Source organism: Clostridium ganghwense, from assembly GCF_026735165.1.
Lineage (GTDB): Bacteria > Bacillota > Clostridia > Clostridiales > Clostridiaceae > Clostridium_H > Clostridium_H ganghwense.
Genome location: NZ_JAPQES010000005.1, coordinates 267,449 through 287,928, shown reverse-complemented (window position 1 = coordinate 287,928; position 20,480 = coordinate 267,449). Strand labels below are relative to the sequence as shown.

16 protein-coding genes are annotated in these 20,480 nt (G+C 28.2%); 11 read left to right on the top strand and 5 right to left on the bottom strand.

Annotation, left to right across the window (positions count from 1 at the left end; all coding sequences use genetic code 11):
* Positions 1–44: 44 nt before the first annotated feature.
* Complete coding sequence (locus OXH55_RS14795; RefSeq protein WP_268050799.1) at positions 45–557, bottom strand: hypothetical protein; 513 nt, start codon at positions 555–557, stop codon at positions 45–47.
* Between the two features lie 229 nt (positions 558–786).
* Here OXH55_RS14795 and OXH55_RS14790 point away from each other — a divergent pair, with 229 nt between their 5' ends.
* Positions 787–1,209 carry a YaaR family protein gene (locus OXH55_RS14790; protein ID WP_268050798.1) on the top strand — a complete coding sequence of 141 codons (423 nt, stop codon included), beginning with the start codon at positions 787–789 and terminating at the stop codon, positions 1,207–1,209.
* Between the two features lie 111 nt (positions 1,210–1,320).
* Here OXH55_RS14790 and OXH55_RS14785 read toward each other — a convergent pair whose 3' ends face one another.
* The gene (locus OXH55_RS14785) at positions 1,321–3,225 is read right to left on the bottom strand and encodes an NAD(+) synthase (protein ID WP_268050797.1); all 1,905 of its coding nucleotides are present in this window, start codon (positions 3,223–3,225) and stop codon (positions 1,321–1,323) included.
* Between the two features lie 382 nt (positions 3,226–3,607).
* On the opposite strand from OXH55_RS14785, the gene OXH55_RS14780 reads away from it, so the two are divergent.
* From OXH55_RS14780 to gdhA, 9 genes are all read left to right on the top strand, one after another.
* On the top strand, positions 3,608–4,033 hold the full coding sequence (locus tag OXH55_RS14780; protein ID WP_268050855.1) for an NfeD family protein: 426 nt from the start codon (positions 3,608–3,610) through the stop codon (positions 4,031–4,033).
* Between the two features lie 26 nt (positions 4,034–4,059).
* Positions 4,060–5,004, top strand: coding sequence for an SPFH domain-containing protein (locus OXH55_RS14775; RefSeq protein WP_268050796.1), 945 nt, complete (start codon positions 4,060–4,062; stop codon positions 5,002–5,004).
* A gap of 170 nt (positions 5,005–5,174) precedes the next feature.
* On the top strand, positions 5,175–5,954 hold the full coding sequence (locus OXH55_RS14770; protein ID WP_268050795.1) for a TrmB family transcriptional regulator: 780 nt from the start codon (positions 5,175–5,177) through the stop codon (positions 5,952–5,954).
* Positions 5,955–6,015: 61 nt separating this feature from the next.
* Positions 6,016–7,404, top strand: coding sequence for an MATE family efflux transporter (locus OXH55_RS14765; RefSeq protein WP_268050794.1), 1,389 nt, complete (start codon positions 6,016–6,018; stop codon positions 7,402–7,404).
* Between the two features lie 288 nt (positions 7,405–7,692).
* Positions 7,693–8,898, top strand: coding sequence for a glycosyltransferase family 4 protein (locus OXH55_RS14760; RefSeq protein WP_268050793.1), 1,206 nt, complete (start codon positions 7,693–7,695; stop codon positions 8,896–8,898).
* A gap of 37 nt (positions 8,899–8,935) precedes the next feature.
* Positions 8,936–11,389, top strand: a complete 2,454-nt coding sequence (locus OXH55_RS14755; RefSeq protein ID WP_268050792.1) for a sugar phosphate nucleotidyltransferase — start codon at positions 8,936–8,938, stop codon at positions 11,387–11,389.
* Positions 11,390–11,859: 470 nt separating this feature from the next.
* Positions 11,860–12,864, top strand: coding sequence for a ketoacyl-ACP synthase III (locus OXH55_RS14750; protein WP_268050791.1), 1,005 nt, complete (start codon positions 11,860–11,862; stop codon positions 12,862–12,864).
* A 31-nt stretch (positions 12,865–12,895) separates the two neighbouring features.
* Entirely contained in the window at positions 12,896–14,431 is a 1,536-nt protein-coding gene (locus OXH55_RS14745; protein ID WP_268050790.1) for a methyl-accepting chemotaxis protein, read from the top strand.
* 253 nt (positions 14,432–14,684) lie between these two features.
* Positions 14,685–16,031: an NADP-specific glutamate dehydrogenase gene (gene gdhA, locus OXH55_RS14740; RefSeq protein WP_268050789.1), complete on the top strand. Its 1,347-nt coding sequence runs from the start codon at positions 14,685–14,687 to the stop codon at positions 16,029–16,031.
* Positions 16,032–16,098: 67 nt separating this feature from the next.
* Here gdhA and OXH55_RS14735 read toward each other — a convergent pair whose 3' ends face one another.
* The 3 genes from OXH55_RS14735 to OXH55_RS14725 form a co-directional block, all read right to left on the bottom strand.
* Positions 16,099–16,767: an amino acid ABC transporter permease gene (locus OXH55_RS14735; RefSeq protein ID WP_268050788.1), complete on the bottom strand. Its 669-nt coding sequence runs from the start codon at positions 16,765–16,767 to the stop codon at positions 16,099–16,101.
* An 18-nt stretch (positions 16,768–16,785) separates the two neighbouring features.
* The gene (locus OXH55_RS14730; RefSeq protein WP_268050787.1) at positions 16,786–17,607 is read right to left on the bottom strand and encodes an amino acid ABC transporter substrate-binding protein; all 822 of its coding nucleotides are present in this window, start codon (positions 17,605–17,607) and stop codon (positions 16,786–16,788) included.
* A gap of 143 nt (positions 17,608–17,750) precedes the next feature.
* Positions 17,751–18,506: a tRNA threonylcarbamoyladenosine dehydratase gene (locus OXH55_RS14725; protein ID WP_268050786.1), complete on the bottom strand. Its 756-nt coding sequence runs from the start codon at positions 18,504–18,506 to the stop codon at positions 17,751–17,753.
* Between the two features lie 268 nt (positions 18,507–18,774).
* Between OXH55_RS14725 and OXH55_RS14720 the strand changes: the two genes are divergently transcribed.
* Positions 18,775–20,331 carry an ABC-F family ATP-binding cassette domain-containing protein gene (locus OXH55_RS14720; RefSeq protein WP_268050785.1) on the top strand — a complete coding sequence of 519 codons (1,557 nt, stop codon included), beginning with the start codon at positions 18,775–18,777 and terminating at the stop codon, positions 20,329–20,331.
* Positions 20,332–20,480: the final 149 nt, after the last annotated feature.

Here is a 20,480-nt window from a genome sequence, read left to right as displayed (position 1 = left end):
AGCAAAAAAGTAAGCCGGCTTTTTAGCTAAACTTACTTTTTTATCTACATTTTTTTTATTATATTTCCTGTTCTTAAAGTGAATTTTTTATTTCGTGTAATATCTATAGGCTGAAATTTATTAGAATTAAAAGTTTTATAATAAGGAGCAGTATTATATGCTGTAGTGACTATACCTATATTAGGAATAATATTATTTTTTATCTTAACAGAATAACTTAGCGTAATATTATCACCACTTCCTAATTTTAAAATAGGAACTATAATCTTATCTGCTTCAATTTTTTCAGCTTTAAAGAAACCCGTTCCACTTACTACTACAGAATTTATATTTAAAATAAGATAATGTGAAAGAGTAGCTATCAAATTAAAATCAAAAGCATCTGCTTCAGTACCCAAAGTATTAGTATTGGTTATTTCTACAGTATAATTATAAATTTCTCCAAAATTTATAGAATTTATGTTAGGGCCTGTTACTTTTTTAGTTATTATTAAATTAGGTTTATTTATAGGAACTGATATTTTATCTCTAGTACTATAAGTTGTTGTATCAAACAATATAACACCTCCACTTAACTTATATTATGCTAATATTTAGTAGTTTAATATAGTTTTCTTTAAAAATATTGAATAATGTAATTATAAAATTAAATTTAATAACAATATTGAGTCTTTTGTGCCATAAATTGTTTTACAAAAATCATCATTATTAGCAATTATAGTACTTTGTTTTTATACTAAATTACTATATAATATACATGAAATGCTTTTTATGGAGGTGGGATTTGTGGAAATATCACGAGTAGGCAGAAATACTCCAGTTAAATCTGAAAAGAAAGTAGTAACAAGTAAAAAAAGCTTTTCTCAAAGCTTTAGTTTCGCTCAGCAAAGAAAATCTGAAGAACAATTAAAAAAGATGCTTGATGATATAAAGAAAAAAGGAAATAGGTTATCTATAACCAAATGTTATGCTGATGTAGCAGCGTATAAAAGAATGATAAGAGAGTATCTAGAATCTATACTTAATTATATGTACGGAGTAAAAAAAGATATAAGTTTTTGGCAAACTCAATACTTTATAACTGTTGAGACTATAGATGATAAATTAGAGGAACTTACCCAAATGCTTTTAAGTGATGAAAAAGAGAACTTAAATGTTGCTGCTACTATTGATGAAATAACAGGACTTATGGTTGATATATATAAATAAAGTATGAGATGAAAATATTATTGATAATATAGGACCAGTTATTTAATACATTTTCTTTTAAAAGTATAAAATGAACTGCCAACTCATAATTATGAGTGGCAGTTTGTTTTTTTAAATCCAAGCTTTATAGCTTGCATCAGATGGCATTCTCCAATCACCTCTTGGAGAAAGACTTATAGTTCCTACCTTTGGACCATCAGGTAAGGCTGAACGCTTAAATTGTTGAGTAAAGAAGCGTTTTACAAATTTATCAAACCATTTTTCTACAGTTTCATCATCATATGTATCCTTAAAGGCATATTTTGCAAGGAATAATATTTTTTTAGGAGTAGCTCCCTGTCTTATGAAATAGTATAAAAAGAAATCATGAAGCTCGTAAGGACCTACTATATCTTCTGTTTTTTGAGATATTTCTCCGCTATTATCTTTTGGGAGAAGTTCAGGACTAACTGGTGTATCTAAAATATCAAGAAGTATTTTAGATACTTTATTAGAAACTTCCTTATCTGCTACATAGTTTACTAAATATCTTACTAGAGTTTTAGGGATAGAGCAGTTTACTGAGTACATAGACATATGATCTCCATTGTAAGTAGCCCATCCTAATGCTAATTCAGAAAGATCACCTGTACCAACTAAAAGGCCGCCTTCTTTATTAGCTATATCCATAAGTATTTGAGTTCTTTCTCTAGCTTGAACATTTTCATATGTAACATCATGTTGTTCAGCAGGATGATTTATGTCTTTAAAATGCTGTAGGCAAGCATCTACAATATTTATTTCTCTAAATTCTGTATCTAATTCTTTACATAAATCTACTGCATTGTTATAAGTTCTATCTGTAGTTCCAAAACCAGGCATTGTTATTGTAATTATATTTTTACGAGGCAAGTTTAATAAATCGAAAGTTTTAACCATTACAAGTAATGCTAAAGTTGAATCTAGTCCCCCTGAAATTCCAACTACTGCTTTTTCAATTCCAGTATGATTCAAACGTTTTGCAAGTCCAGAAGCTTGGATATTGAAAATTTCTTTACAACGTTCTTCTCTTTCATGTTCATTTGAAGGTACAAAAGGATGTTTATCAACGAATCTATCAAAAATCTTAGGAGATACATCAGAAAAACTAAAAGATATTTCTTTAACTTCAAAAGGAAATAAGTTTGCATTACTACTAAAGCTTAAATTTTTTAAACGTTCGTTATTTAATTTATCAATATCAATTACTGACGTTATAACCTGATTTTCACGTTGAAATCTATCGTTTTCTCCTAATGTGATTCCATTTTCAGAGATTAACAAATGACCACTGAAAACTAAATCGGTAGATGATTCAAATACTCCAGCAGAAGAATAAACATATGAAGAAATACCTCTAGCACTTTGATTTTCAACTAAAGATTTTCTGTATTTAGTTTTGCTTACAAGTTCATTTGAAGCAGAGAGATTTCCTATTATATTTGCTCCAGCAAGGCTAAGATAAGAACTAGGTGGTATAACAGTCCATAAATCTTCGCATATTTCAAATCCAAATTTAAAAGTTCCACTAGAGAATATTAAGTTTATACCAAAAGGTACATTTTCTTGAAAAGAAAAATTTACGTTTTTATTTGTTATATTTATTCCCTCAGTAAACCAGCGTTTTTCATAGAATTCCGAATAATTTGGTACATAGCTTTTTGGAACAATTCCAAGTATTTTACCATTATATATTATATAAGCACAATTATATAAGCAATGATTATATACAAGGGGTGCACCTACTGCTATAAGGATATCTTTATTTTTAGAAAAAAGACAAAGTCTTCTTATGGCATAATTAGATTTTTCTATTAATTGTTGTTGAGAAAATAGATCTCCACAAGTATATGAAGTAATACAAAGCTCTGGAAATACTATAAGTTTACTATCTTGCTCTAGAGCTTTATTTATACAATCTTTTATATTTTCAAGATTAAAGTTAATATGTGCTACATTAGTTACAGGACATGCTGCAGCTACTCTAATAAAGTTCATTACATTCACACTCCAATTTCTAGTTTTTGTATAATACTAATTTTAAAACTAATTAAAATCTACACTTTCTAGGGCTTGTTTGTCAACTTATATTAAAACATAAGAAGGGAATTTAAGTAAAGATTTTATAAATAGATGAAAAGATTAGAAATTCTACGAAAAAAGCAATAGAAGAAAGAATAACTGTTAAAATGGTAACAAATAACTTATAATCAATCAAAATAAAACTTTTATTATTTTATAAAATACTATATTATATTAATATAACCACTAGATATATATGATTGAAATATTTTGAATATCATGTTAAAGTATTGCACAGTGATATATAATAAGATTAAGGTGATTATATATAATATCTTGGAAAGGAGTAGTATATATGATGTGGGCTCAATTAATACTATGGATTGTTATAGCAGCTTTTGCGTTGGCAGTAGATGCAGCTACTAGCAGCTTTTTATTTATATGGTTTACAGTTGGAGGAATATTGGCAGTAATATTGACTTTGCTTCATTTCCCTTTTTCAACTCAACTTATTACTTTTATTGCTTCAAGTGTGACTTTGATGGCCATTGGTTATCCTATAGTAAAAAAGACAATAAAAAAGACAGTTCCTATAACTCCAAGAATGGAAGAAGAGTATATAGGACAAGAATTTATCTGTGATAAAAATATTAAAGAAAAAGCTACAATAAAATTTGGTGGTATATACTGGACAGTAAAAAATGTTGGAGAGTATATAGATAAAGGAGAGAAAGTGAAAATTATTGGCATTGAAGGCAATAAGTTAGTTATTAAAAAAAATTAATATAAATAAAGAAAGGGGTATTTTATATGTTTGAGAGTATTTTAGGAGTAATATTGTTAGTTATAATTTTAGCAGCAGTTTTATCATCAATTAAAATTGTAAACACAGGATATATTTACATCGTTGAAAGATTTGGACAATATCATAGAAATCTTGAGCCAGGATGGCATTTTACAATTCCATTTGCAGATTATGTAAGACGCAAAATTTCAACAAAACAACAAATTTTAGATATTCAACCTCAAAGTGTTATTACAAAGGATAATGTTAAGATATCAATAGATAATGTTATTTTCTATAAAGTATTAGAACCTAAGGCTGCAGTTTATAATATAGAGGATTATAAATCAGGTATAGTTTATTCAACTATTACAAATATGAGAAATATAGTTGGAGAAATGTCTTTGGATGAAGTTTTATCAGGAAGAGATAGAATAAACTCCAAGCTGCTTGAAATAATAGATGAGATTACAGATGCTTATGGAATTAAGATTTTATCAGTAGAAATAAAAAATATAATTCCACCGTCAGAAATTCAACAAGCTATGGAAAAACAAATGAGAGCAGAAAGAGATAAGAGAGCAAGTATACTTCAAGCAGAAGGAGAAAGACAAAGTGAAATAGAGAGAGCAGAAGGTGAAAAGCAAGCTAGAATACTTAATGCAGAAGCTGAAAAAGAAGCTAATATTAGACGTGCAGAAGGTCTTCGTGAATCTCAATTACTTGAAGCTGAAGGTAAAGCTAAGGCTATTGAAATAGTTGCAAAAGCTGAGGCTGAAGCAATAAATAATGTAAACAGAGCAATAATTGAATCAGGAACAAATGAAACTGTTATAGCATTAAAACAAGTTGAAGCTCTTAAAGAAATGGCTAATGGACCTAGTAATAAGCTTATACTTCCAAATGAAACATTATCTTCTTTAGGAAGTATAGCTGCAATAGGAGAAATGATAAAAAAAGAAGAAAAATAATGCAAGAAAACAGTTAAATAAAGTTTTAAAAAGGATATTGTAGGACAATATCCTTTTTATTTTTTTTGTAGATTTATATTATTGACATTAGGGAATAAATGGCTTATGATACATATATAATATAGTAGTACATAATGTACTACTAAGCTAAAAGGGGAGGTATAATGAACATGAATAAAGTAGTAAACTTATTAGAAAAGTTGAATTTCTCAAAAACAGAAGCAGCAGTTTATATTAATTTATTAAAAAATTCAAGCTTAAATGGATATCAAATTGCTAAAAATTTAAACATGTCTCGTTCTTCGGTGTATTCAGCTTTAGATAATTTATACAAAAGAGGAGTTATATTTTTATTGCCAGGTGATTCTCAAATATATAAGGCAGAAAATCCTACAACCTTAATAAATAAAATGAAAACTGAATTTATTGAAACCGCTGATTTATTGGAAACGAAATTAAATCAATTAGGAAATTCGGATTCAGAAGAACGGTACTTAAATATAGAAGGATATGATAATGTTATTTCAAAAACAAGAGAAATACTTTTAACAGCAGAAAAAGAAGTTTATATAAATACTGATTTTAATCTTCAAACATTTTCAAAAGAGTTTATAGAATTAGGGAAAAGAGGAGTTAGAATAATTGTATTTTCTTTTGCTAAGCTTAATGGTAAAGATCTTCCGGTAGAAATATATAATCATTGCGATTCTAGTTGTTTTGGTAAGCAAACAAGAATAATGTTAGTTGTAGATTGTAAAAGAACATTAATTGCAGACAGGGGAAAACATCGAGAAGAATTTTTAGGAACTTTTACAGAGAATGTTCTTTTGGCTTCTATTGTTTCGGAACATATTCATAATGACATATATCTTCTAAGATTAAAAGATAAATATAAAAAGAATTTAATTGATGATGAAATAAAAATAAATACAATTTTAGAAAATAGATAAATTTAAATATATAAAATTTAGAGTAAGTGAACTTAGTTATATAAATAAAGGTAGGTGTATTATGATTAAAGGGTTTTTAAAAGATAAATATTATTATAAGACTATGTTAGCAATAGCTATACCTGTTTCTATTCAAAGTCTATTTCAAGCTTCTTTGAGTATGATTGATCAATTTATGATAGGACAGCTTGGAGAAGAGGCAATTGCGGCAGTGGGTTTAGGATCAAGATTTCCTTTTATCTTATTGATAACCTTAGGTGCTATTGCTTCAGTAACATCTATTTTTGCGGCTCAATTTTGGGGGAAAAAAGATACTCCAAATATAGGACGTACATTAGGGGGAACTTTTATATTTGGAGCGTTTATAACAACTATATTTACTTTAATTTCATTGATGTTTTCACAGCAAGTATTAAATCTTTATACTAAAGATACAAAAATAGTTGAATTAGGAAGTGTATATCTTAGAATTATTGCAGTGGGATATATACCGATGCTTTTCATTTCTATTTATTCATCAGTTTTAAGAAGTACAGAACATGTTAAGACACCAATGTATGCAGGATTATTTGCGGTTGGATTAAATACATTATTAAATTATTTATTTATATTTGGAAAATTTGGTTTGCCACATATGGGATTATATGGGGCAGCTTATGCTACAACTATTACTAGATTTGTAGAATGTGTTTTGATATTAATTATTACTTATGTAAATAAATATCCAGCTGCATTTAAGATTAATGAAATGTTTGATATTTCATTAGTATTTATGAAGAAAATTTTTATTGTGGCAAGTCCTTTATTAATAAGTGAATTTATGTGGGCATTAGGTGAAACAATGTATTCTATTGTATATGGAAGGATGGGGACTATAGAGGTTGCAGCAATGACTTTGACCTATCCTATACAAGGTTTAAGTATAGGATTATTTTCAGGAGTAAGTAGTGCAGCTGGAATTATGATAGGAAATAAGTTAGGTATATGGGATAACGAAGTTGCTTTTAAATATTCCAAAAAATTTATTAAATTAGGAATTGTTGGCTCAAGTATATTTGGAGTTTTATTAATAATTTGTTCAAATTTATATGTTTCAGTATTCAATGTATCTAGTGATGTAAAAGACTATACAATTAAGATTTTAGTAATGTTTAGTATAGTTTTATGGATTAAGGTTTCAAATATGATTATAGGTGGCGGAATTTTAAGAAGTGGTGGAAAGACTAAATATACCCTGTATTTAGATATAGTTGGTACATGGGGTATTGGTGTTCCTATTGGTTTCATTTCAGCTTTTGTGTTAAAGCTTCCAATTCAGTGGGTTTACTTAATAATTTCTGGAGAGGAGCTTGTAAGATTGATTATCGGATTGAAATTAGTGTATTCGAAAAAGTGGATGAAGAATATAACTGAAACTAAGTCAAAAATTGATATTGTAGAGTCTATTTAAAAATATAGAGATAGCACAAACACTTTAATTAAGTTGTTTGTGCTATTTTTATATATACATAATATGTAAATGATGTAACATTTAATTCTTACATAAATAATATAATTTAAATGTAGCTTATTTTTAATATTCAAAGATCTTGGTTAGAAGAATCTATAGAATTATACCAGTGAAGTTTATTTACAAATAATGGTTGAAAATATATCTTTATACATTATAATATATATTGTAGAAAAAAATGGTAATAACGAATTATGAAATTAACTATAAATCAAAGGAGTGTAATATATGAGAATATTAATGCTATCATGGGAGTATCCACCAAAGAATGTAGGGGGACTATCAAATCATGTTTATTATTTATCACATAGTTTAGCAAATAAGGGACATGAGGTTCATGTGATTACCTGTGAAGAAGGAACAGCTCCTATTAAAGAAAATGATAATGGAGTTCTAATTCATAGAGTATCTCCTTATAATCTAGAAACACAAGATTTTACAAAGTGGATTATGCAGCTTAATTTTGCAATGATAGAAGAAGGTATACGTCTAATAAATGATAAGGGAGAAATGGATATTATACATGCCCATGATTGGCTTACGACATATGCAGCCAAAACACTAAAATGGGCTTTTAATATTCCAGTAGTGAGTACAATACATGCTACAGAGTATGGAAGAAATAATGGAATAAAGACTGATATGCAAAGATATATATCATCAGTAGAATGGATGCTTACATACGAATCTTGGAAGGTTGTAGCATGCAGCAATTATATGAGAGAACAAATAAAAAATGTATTTTCTACACCTTGGGAGAAAATATGGGTTATTCCTAATGGAGTAGAAGCAAATGAGTTTCAATTAGATTTTGATACTCTTCAGTTTAGAAGAAAATTTGCTAAAGATGATGAAAAAATAGTTTTTTATGTTGGAAGACATGTTTTTGAAAAAGGGATACATATTTTAATAAATGCTGCATCTCAAATAATTAAAAAACATAATAAAACAAAATTTATAATTGCAGGTACAGGGCCAATGACAGACGAATTAAAGAAAAAGGTAAGAGATATAGGCTTATCTGATAAAGTTTTATTTACTGGATATATGGAAGATAATAGCAAAAATAAATTATATAAAGTAGCAGATATGGCTATTTTTCCATCTTTATATGAACCTTTTGGAATTGTTGCTTTAGAGGGAATGGCAGCAGGATGTCCAATAGTAGTTTCCGATGTAGGTGGATTTTCAGAAATAGTTGAACATAAGGTTAATGGAATGAAATTCATACCAGGCTCAGTTGAAAGTTTAAAGAAGAATGTTTTAGAACTTTTAAGTAATGAGGAATTATCAAAAAAATTAAAAGAGAATGCTTATAGATATATTCGTGAAAAATATTCTTGGGATAAAATAGCTTGTTTAACAGTACAAATGTATGAACAGGTTAAAAATGAGGCCAAAGAAACTGAATGGGAAGTAGAGAAGAAACAATAGATTAATTAAAAAGATATTAACATATAGGGGGGAGTTTATGAAAGCAGTAATTATGGCGGGGGGGCAAGGCACAAGGTTAAGACCGTTAACTTGTAATATTCCAAAGCCTATGATGCCAATACTGGATAAACCAGTATTGGAATATGCAATAGAACTGCTTAAAAAAAATGGCATAACTAACATAGCTGTAACGCTTCAGTACCTATCGGATGAAATTATAAGTTATTTTGAAGACGGAAAAAAATTTGGAGTTAATTTAAATTATTTTATGGAAGAAAATCCTTTAGGCACTGCAGGAAGTGTTAAGAATGCAGAAAAATTTTTAGATGATACATTTATTGTTATAAGTGGAGATGCATTAACTGATATTGATATATCTAAAGCTATTGCTTATCATAAAAAGAAAAAAGCAATAGCAACATTAGTATTAAAGGAAGTTCCAGTTCCTTTAGAGTATGGAGTTGTTGTAACAGATAAAGAAGGAAAAGTTACTGGATTTCTTGAAAAACCAAGTTGGAGCGAGGTTTTTAGTGACAAAGTAAATACAGGCATATATATATTAGAACCTGAAATTTTTGATTATTATGAACAAAATCAGAAATTTGATTTTAGCAATGATTTATTTCCTATTTTATTAAGTAATAATAAACCTGTATATGCATATGTGGCTGATGGATATTGGTGTGATATAGGTAATATAGAACAATATATTAAATGTCATTTTGATATTTTAAAAGGAATCGTAAAGGTAAAAATAAAAGGAGAAAGATATGGAGAGGGTATATGGATAGGGAAGAATTGTCAAATAAATCCTCAAGCTAAGATTACATCACCTTCGTATATAGGAAGTAATACAAAAATTTATGCTGGAGCTAAAATAGGACCTTATACTATTTTAGGAAAAAATAATATAGTTTCTTCAGATGCTACCATAAAGAGAAGCATAGCCTTTGACAATTGTTATATTGGTGATAATGCTGAAGTTAGAGGGGCTGTTTTATGTAAAAATGTACAGTTAGAATCAAGAAGTGCAGTTTTTGAAGAGGCAGCAATAGGTGATGATACTTTGATTGAAACTAAATCAATAGTAAAACCTGGAATTAAAATATGGCCTAATAAATTAATTGGTGCAAGTTCTGTAGTAAAATCAAATGTAATTTGGGGTGGAAAATTTTCTAAAGCTTTATTTGGTAAGAGAGGCATAAGTGGAGGAATAAATGTAGATATAACGCCTGAGTTTGTATCAAAGTTAGGATCTTCATATGGGTCTTTATTAAAATCTGGTGCTAAGGTTGCAATAAGTTGTAGTGATGACGGTGCAGCTCAAATGTTTAAATATGCATTAGCTACAGGGCTTATTTCTATGGGGATTGAAGTATATGATTTAAAAAGGATGACTACTGCAATGACAAGATATGCTGTAATGTTTTTTGGGGTTAGTGGAGCAATTCATGTTGTAGTAGATAGGGATGATCCACAAAGAGTTAATATCTTGTTTATGGATAAAAACGGAGTAGATATTGATAAAAATATGGAAAGAAGTATAGAAAATAGTTTTATAAGGGAAGATTTTAGGAGAGTTAAAAATGATGCTTTAAAGAAAATTACCCATCTATCAGATACAGTTGAATATTATATTAGAAGTCTTGTGAATAAATTGCAGGTTCATAATATAAAAATGCAAAAGTATAAGATAGTATTAAGTACAAGAAATACTTTAATAAATTCAGTAATGAAGAATATTTTGTCAGAGCTTAAGGTAAATGTTAAGTTATATGATGAAGCAAAAGATTTAAGAGGAATTAGTAGAGCGGTTATATTAAATGGTGCAAATTTAGGCGTATACATTTCTGATGAGGGTGATTCGGCTGTTTTAGTTGATGAAAAAGGCAAGATTATAAAAGATGATACATATGATGCCCTTAAAGCATTTATTATGTTAAAATCAACTGAACTTAAAACTTTAGTAGTACCAGTAACATCTTCTGGTTCTATGGAACAAATAGCTTATATGTGTGGGGCTAAATTCATAAGGACTAAAACTTCGCAAAATAATATATTAGAAGCATATATAAAGAACGAGAAAAATTTAAATAAAAGAGAGGTAGTTAATTCCTATTTAAATGTTCATGATGCTGTAGGAATAGTCATGCTTACTTTAAATTTAATGGCAAATTCTAATTTAGCGCTTTCTAAAATAATATCAAAATTCCCTAAGTATTATAAAAGGAAGCAAGAAATTGTATGTCCTTGGAATATGAAGGGAAAGGTTATGAGAAATTTAATTGAAGAAAATTCTTCAGAATCAGTAGAGCTTATTGAAGGTGTAAAGTTAAACTATCCTGATGCTTGGGCACTGGTTCTTCCAGATGCTGAAGAACCAGTATGTAGAGTTTATGCTGAATCAAAAAACTTTGATCAGGTGGAGAGATTAAGTAATGAATTAGCCAGAAAAATAAAAGATTTAGTTGGTGTGGATATAGAAGTATAGGTGAATTAGTAGATTCAAAAAAAGAATTAGATAAAAATAGAAAAAATCTATTTTTATCTAATTTTTTTGTTCCTTAAGAATAGATATAATATAAAGTTTTGTTACGAAGGAAAATCACGTTTAAATGTATAATTAAGTCTAATTCACAAAAAACATAGAACAATATGGAATAATGTGTATTAAAATAATTGATTTTACCAAAAAATACATATATACTATTATTAATTTATAAATACTTAAAAGAGTGAAAAATTAACATTTAAACCCTAGAAAATAAAATATATCGAGCTATACAGATTTTGAAAATGTCATATTACCATGTTCAGTGTTATCTGATGTATCATATATGGCTATCTGCTATTTTTTCATCAATACAATATATTTTATATTACTATTTTTAGTGATAATTTTAATTATAAACTTTGTTAAAAAATCAATAAATTTCATAATAATTATAGGAGGTATAAATTATGTTTAGAAACGTACATATAGTAGGAACAGGGAGCTATCATCCTAAAAGAATTGTAGATAATGATTATTATATTAAGCATTTTAGAAAATATGATTTGGATGTTAAATTAAAAGGCATGATGGAAAAACTAGGTAGAGATAAAAGGACTTTGGCACAAGAAAATGAAAATACTATAACTATGTCTGTAGAAGCAGCAAAAAAAGCATTAGAAGCTGCTAAATTAAATCCTAATGATATAGATATGATAATATCAGCTAGTGATACACCAGAATACCTTACACCTTGCTGTGCATTGATAATAAAAAATAAATTGGGTGCAAAGAATGTATCTGGTGTTTTTGATGTCAACTGTGATTGTATTGGAATGCTTCATGGTATAGACATAGCTACAAGATTTTTGAAGACAGATAAAAAATATAAAAGAGTTTTAGTAGTAAGTTCATTGTTAATTAGTCCTTTTGCTAGAGAAGACGACATGATAGTTTATTCAACTATAGCGGATGGAGGCGCAGCCATCATCTTAGAAGCGAGAGAAGAGGAAGAAGAAAGCGGATTTATAGGTTCTGAAATATTTACTGATGATAGTTACAATGAAACTATAAGATTTCCAGCTTGTGGATTATCCAACATGCCTAAAAATGAAATAAATGGGTATGATAGAATGATGGAATGGAAACCTTTTGCAGTTAACTTTTTATCTGAAAACTGGACAAAACTTATTACAAATCTTTTAAAAGAGCATAGTTATACTACTAGAGATGTTGATCATTATTTTATGTCTCAATTTTCCGAATTTGAAGTTGAAACTACTTTAAAGAAACTTGGGACAAACATGGACAAGACAACGTTTGTAGGAAATAAATATGGATATACTGGTCCAACTAGTCCAATTATGGCACTTGATGACAAATTGAAAGAAAAGTGCTTTGAAAAGGATGATATCATAGTATTTTGTTCTGTAGCTGGTGGATATACTATGTCAGCTTTATTATATAAATGGTAATTAAATATATGATTTTTACGGAGGAATATACATGGAAAGTAGCATAAGTGTAATCGAAAAATATCAATCTAAAACACTAAAATTTGTTATAGCTTTATATTCTATAAGTGCTTTTTGTGCGGGTATAATATTTTTTACATTTAAGTATTTTAATTTATTTGATACAATGAAATGGAATCAGGTTTGGACAATGATTATTTTATCCATAGTAGAAATTAGTATTTTCATGTATATGTATAAAAAAACTTTAGTTAATGGAAAGATAAACGAAAAAAATTTTAAAATCTTAAAAATTTTGATTCTTATAATTACATATGTTAATTATACTTATATAATTTATATACTGCCATCTAAAGAATTTTGGATAAGTATATTTTATTTTATTATAGTTGGGTCATTGTTTCTAGATATTAAAATGACTTGCAGTTCTATTGTTATGAGCATTATATCGCAGGCAATATTATTTATAAATAAACCAATGCTTCTACCAGGGGAGGAAATGTTTCTTAGTGAATTGTTAATGAGAATAATTGCTATAGCATTTGGTTCGTTTGGAATATTTATTATTACATATTTTTCTTCTAAGCTTTTAAAAGCAGTAGAAGAAAATGAAAAAGAGCTAAATGAAAGCAATGAAAATATGGTAAGAATATTCAATAAATTAGCAGAGTTTTCTCATACTCTTTTAGAAGCAAGCCAAGTATTAGCAAGTACTGCAGAAGAAGGTACATCTTCTATGCAGGAGATAGCAAGTACATGTGAACAAATAGTTAATGAATCTAACGTAATGCTTGATGAATCAACTAAAAATAGAGATGTTTTATATGAATTATTAGAAAATAACCATGAAGTATCAAAGAAAGCAGAAGATTCAAAAATAACTGCTAAAGAGGTAATAAATATATCTAATGATAATGAAAAATCTTTATATGAAGTTTTAAGCATAATAAGTGATATAAAAGAAAGTATAAAAACTACATTTAAGGCAACTAAATTATTGGAGGAAAAATCTCAAGAGATAGACGATATTTTATTAATTATTGGACAGATTTCAGAACAAACAAATTTATTGTCATTAAATGCCTCTATAGAAGCTGCTAGAGCTGGAGAAGCTGGTCAAGGTTTTGCGGTAGTAGCTGATGAAGTTAGAAAATTAGCAGAAAACACTAAAAAATCTTTAGGAGAAGTATCTATTATAACAAATGAATTTAAAGATAGAATAAGTGAAGTAGAGGAATTTATGACAAGTAATAATGATAAAATAGTATATGGGAACGATACTTTAAGCCAAACTGTAGAAAACGTGAAAAATATGATGCAAAAGTTAAATTATTCAGGAAAAAATATAAATGAGATAAATCAATTTATGAAGAAGCTTCTTCCTAAAACTAATAATGTTGTTCAATCAAATACTAATATCAGTCATAGTACAGAAAACTTAATAAACAAGTTTAATACAGTAAGTGAAACTGTAAATCAAAGTGCTGCTATGAGTGAAGAAATAAATGTTAATGTAGAAGAACTAAGGAATTTGGCTGAGGAAATAAATAATCTTATTAAAAAATAAATTATCAAGATTGAATAAATATATAAAACCTTCATGTTCTTTGCATGAAGGTTTTATATATTGCAGAAAGAAATAAATTTATTATAATCACAAAGGAAATGCTAAATTAATAATATAAGATTATATATATTGGTAAATTATCAAAAAAAAATATGTTTTTATAAAAAAACATATGAAAAACTATGTAATTTTTCTAAAATATATGGTATTATAATCAAAATAGGGTATGCAAATTTAAAAAGGGGGATTTACTATGAATACTAAAGAATATGTAGAAAAAGTATATAATGAAGTTTTGAAAAGAAATTCTGGTGAGGATGAATTTCATCAAGCTGTTAAAGAGGTTTTACACTCTTTGATACCAGTTTTTGAAAAACATCCTGAATATGTAGAAAATGGGATTTTAGAAAGGATAGTTGAACCTGAAAGACAGTTCATATTTAGAATTCCATGGGTAGATGATAATGGTCAAGTAAGAGTGAATAGAGGATTTAGAGTTCAGTTCAATAATGCTATTGGACCTTATAAGGGGGGACTTAGATTTCATCCAACTGTAAATTTAAGTATAATTAAATTTTTAGGGTTTGAGCAAATTTTAAAAAACTCATTAACTGGTCTTCCAATAGGCGGAGGTAAGGGTGGATCTGACTTTGATCCTAAAGATAAATCTGATAGAGAAATTATGAGATTTTGCCAGAACTTTATGACAGAACTTTATAAATATATTGGTCAAGATATGGATGTACCTGCTGGTGATATTGGAGTAGGTGGAAGAGAAATAGGATACTTATTTGGTCAATATAAGAAATTGAAAAGCTCATACGAAGCGGGAGTACTAACAGGTAAAGGATTGAATTATGGAGGAAGTTTAGTTAGAACGGAAGCAACAGGATATGGCTTAGTTTATTTTGTTGACGAAATGTTAAAGGGAAAAGGCATAAGCTTACAAGGAAAAAAAGTAGTTGTATCTGGTTCTGGTAATGTAGCTATTTATGCTATAGAGAAACTACAAGAGTTGGGTGCTAAAGTAGTAGCTTGTAGTGATTCAAATGGATATATATATGATGAAAATGGAATTAATTTAGATACAGTTAAGAGAATAAAAGAAGTAGAAAGAAAGAGAATAAAGGAATATGTTAAGTACCATAAAGAGGCAAAATATTATGAAGGATGTAGATCAATATGGACAATACCTTGTGATATAGCGCTTCCATGTGCTACTCAAAATGAGATAAATGATGAAGATGCTAAAGGTTTAATTAAGAATGGAGTAATAGCCGTTGGAGAGGGTGCAAATATGCCATCTACATTAGGCGCTGTTGACGCATTTTTGAAAAATGGAGTTCTTTTTGCACCAGCAAAAGCAGCTAATGCTGGAGGTGTTGCAGTATCAGCTTTAGAAATGTCTCAAAACAGTATAAGATATTCATGGAGCTTTGAAGAAGTTGATGAGAAATTAAAGAATATAATGAAGAATATCTATGACAATTCAGTAAAATGTGCTAAAGAATATGGATATGAAGATAATTATGTAATAGGAGCTAACATTGCAGGTTTCTTAAAGGTTGCAGATGCAATGATGATGCAGGGAATAGTATAAATCTATAGAAAATATAAGAACAGTAGAAGTGTTTTTTAGAAACATTTCTGCTGTTCTTTTTTCATTTTTAATAGGCTTTATTAAATTTATATTCTACAGTCCTTTGCAAATATTCAAATACTAATACGATTACCCAATATAATAAAGCTACGGCCAAATAACTTTCAAAAAATTTATATGATGCGGATCCTTCCATTTGAGCTTTACCCATAATTTCAGCTACACCTATTGTAAAAGCTAAAGAAGATCCTTTTATAATATCAATAAAATTATTAGCAAGAGAGGGGATTGCTATTCTTGCTGCTTGTGGAATAATAATTAGTTTTAGTGCTTGTAAATTTGTCATACCTAGAGATAAAGCAGCTTCCATTTGTCCTTTTTCAATAGAAGTTATAGCTGCTCTAATACTTTCTGCCATGTATGCAGAAGCATTTAAAGCTAAACATATAACTGCTGCATTATAAGCATTTAAATTTTTTAGTACAGGTATAATTTCAGGAAGTCCAAAATATAAAAGAAACAGTTGTGCTATAAAAGGCGTTCCTCTAAAAAAAGAAATATACACATTAGTAAAAAAATATAATCCTTTTATTTTATAAATTTTTATTAAAGCTAATAGTATGGCTAGAGTTATTCCTATAATCATAGAAAGTAATGAGATACTTAAGGTTACATGTATATATTTCAGTAATATATAAAATAAATTAATAATATATTGTATATCAAAGTTGTCCATTTATAATACACCACCAAGTTAGTACTTATTAGTAATATCTACTTTAACCCATTTTTCTGATATCTGCTTTAATGTTCCATCATTTCTCATGTCTTCTAAAATCTTATTAATGTTTTTTATTAATTCTTTGTTTTTACTGCTTTTAACAAATGGAAAGGAATTTTGATTTATATCAATAGGATCACCAGCTAATTGTAAGTCAAGCTTAGTCTTTTCTATTAAAGCTAAACTAGAACTTTTATCCATTAAAAATGCATCAAGTCTTCCTAATGCTACATCTCTTTCTAATGGACCTTCATCGTAAGTTATAATATTTATTTCATTGTTTTTATCATATTCTCTTAATATCTGTTCATAATTACTACCCAGGCTTACTCCTACTTTCTTTCCTTTTAAATCTTCAAGTCCTTTAATAGAAGTATTTCCTTTTTTTACAACTAATTGTGCTCCTGAATATACATAAGGATCTGAAAAATAATATTTTCCCTTTCTTTGTTCAGTAATAGATATTTGATTAGAAATTGTGTCTAGTTTTCCTGTATCTAACATACCGAATAATCCACTGAACTTAGCTGTTACAAATTCAACATCATAGTCCAATCTTTTACCTATTTCATTCCATACATCAATTTCAAAACCTTTAAGTTTATCATTTTCTACAAAGGTAAAAGGGAAATATCCTCCTGAACTTCCAACTCTTATGACTTTTTTATCATTAGATGGTGATGCCTGTGTATTAGCTGAAGTTTCATTTGATTTTTTAGAACCACATCCTACTAAAATTACCATTGCTGTTAATATGATTCCTGTTATTATTCTAATCTTGTTTTTCTTTAACATATGTATCACTCCTAGTTTAATATTTTTTGTAAATAATCTAACTAACAATCTTAAATATATACTATTCCTATAAATTTACTAGGTTTTTATTTAAAAAATTTAGTACTCATATATTTTTAGTATTAAAATGTTTTTAGTTAATGTTATAATTGTATTAAATCCTTTATAACTTCTCCACCAATTATCATACCTGCAACAGGAGGTACAAAAGATATACTTCCTGGAATTTGTCTCTTCACTGTACATTTTTTAGTACCACCTGTACATACACATCCTTCTTTACAAGTAATAACTTCATCTAATTTGGGTTTAATGGGTTTTTCTTCTGAATATAATACTTTTAAACTTTTTATTTTTCTTTTTCTTAGTTCATATCGCATAACTTTTGCTAATGGACACATTTGAGTATCATATATATCCGCTATTTTAAATTGTGTAGGATCCAATTTATTACCTGTACCCATAGAGCTTATTATGTTTATATTATGTTCTTTACACCATACTATAAGTGAAAGTTTAGATGAAACTGTATCTATTGCATCAACTACATAATCTGCATCTTTAGGTATTATTTCACTTATGTTATCTTCTTTTACAAAAGTTTGATGGATTTCAACATTACAATGAGGATTTATTTTTAAAATTCTCTCTCGCATAACTTCAACTTTTGGCTTGCTTATGCTATCAAAATTAGCATGGATTTGTCTATTAATATTGGTTAAACAAACAGTATCATCATCAATTAGTATTAAATTACCTACTCCAGCTCTAACTAAAGATTCAACAGTAAAACTTCCTACTCCACCTATTCCGAAAACAACCACTTTACTTTTGATTAATTTATCTAAGGATTTTTTCCCAATTAGTAACTCTGTTCTTGAAAGTGAATGCTGGGTCATATTTCCACTCTTTTTCCTAGTATTCTTATGTGTTTTATAGGATATATAATATATAATATTTAAGTAAAAGTCAACGTTTTTTATAAGTTATATTAAATTCCTCATAAAGTATTTTGAGTATACATTTAAATAAGTTGATTTTAAAATTTACAAACTGTTTTTATTTAGCAGTATTATTTAATTGACAAAAAGTATTTTTTTAATTTAAACTATATAGGGTATATGGGTATATATGATGTAATTTAAATATTTTATAAGGAGAAGTTATATGAGCATACTAACGGTTAAAAATATAAGTCATGGTTTTGGAGATAGAGCAATTTTTGAAGATGTCTCCTTCAGACTTTTAAAAGGGGAGCATGTTGGCCTAATTGGAGCAAACGGAGAAGGAAAATCCACCTTTATGAATATAATTACAGGGAATTTAATGCCCGATGAAGGAAATATAATTTGGTCAAATAAAGTAAGAGTTGGTTATATGGATCAACATGCAGTATTAGAAAAAGGTAAAACAATAAGGGATGTATTAAAAGAAGCTTTTAAATATCTTTTCGATTTAGAAGAAGAAATGATGAAAATAACTGAAAAGATGGGAAAAGCATCTCCAGAAGAACTCGAAAAATTATTAGAAGAGATGGGAAATATTCAGGAGATACTAGAGAATAGTGATTTTTATATAATAGATTCAAAGATTGAAGAAGTGGCTGGAGGTCTTGGACTTCGTGATATAGGGCTAGATAAAGATGTTACTGAATTAAGTGGAGGACAAAGAACTAAAATTCTTCTTGCAAAGCTGCTTCTTGAAAAACCTGATATACTTCTTTTGGACGAGCCTACCAATTATTTAGATGAGGAACATATTGAGTGGCTAAAAAAATATCTTCAAGCTTATGAAAATGCTTTTATATTAATTTCACATGATATTCCATTTTTAAATAGCGTTATAAATCTTATTTATCATGTAGAAAATAAAAAGTTAACAAGATATGTAGGAGATTATGAGAATTTTATAAGAATATATGAAGCTAACAAAAAACAATTGGAAGCAGCATATAAAAGACAGCAGCAAGAAAAAGCAAAACTAGAAGATTTTATAGCTAGAAATAAAGCAAGAATTTCTACCACTGGGCGTGCAAAATCAAGGCAAAAAAAGTTAGATAAAATGGAAATTATAGAATTACCGCAAGAAAAACCAAAGCCGGAATTTAATTTTAAACCTGCAAGAACTTCAGGAAAATTAATTTTTGAAACAACTGACCTTGTTATAGGTTATGATGAGGCATTGTCTAAGCCTCTAAATTTAAGAATGGAAAGAGGACAAAAAATTGCTTTGAGTGGTGCTAATGGACTTGGTAAGACAACCCTACTAAAAAGCTTAATGGGAGAAATAAAATCATTAAGTGGAGAAGTTGAACTAGGGGATTATCAACATATTGGATATTTTGAACAGGAAACAAAAAAAGATAATCGTAATTCTTGTATAGAAGAAATATGGAATGATTTCCCTTCTTATACTCAATATGAAGTTAGAGCAGCTCTTGCTAAATGTGGACTTACAACAAAACACATTGAAAGTAAGGTTATGGTATTAAGTGGGGGAGAACAGGCTAAAGTAAGACTGTGTAAGTTGATTAATAGAGAGACTAATATATTGATTCTAGATGAGCCTACAAACCATTTGGATGTGGAAGCAAAGGAAGAACTTAAAAGGGCTATAAAGGAGTACAAAGGAAGTATACTTTTAGTTTGCCACGAACCTGAATTTTATAGAGATGTAGTAACAGAAGTGTGGAATTGTGAAGAATGGACAACAAAAATAGTTTAAGCAGCTATATATTATAATGAGTAGAGTAGTATGTGCATAAATATAAATATTTAGTACGAAATGTAGTATAAATATTATGAGAAATATGTAGAAAAAAAGAACAAGTGTGATATAATTATTATTAAATAGTAAATATTATTTAGGAGTTG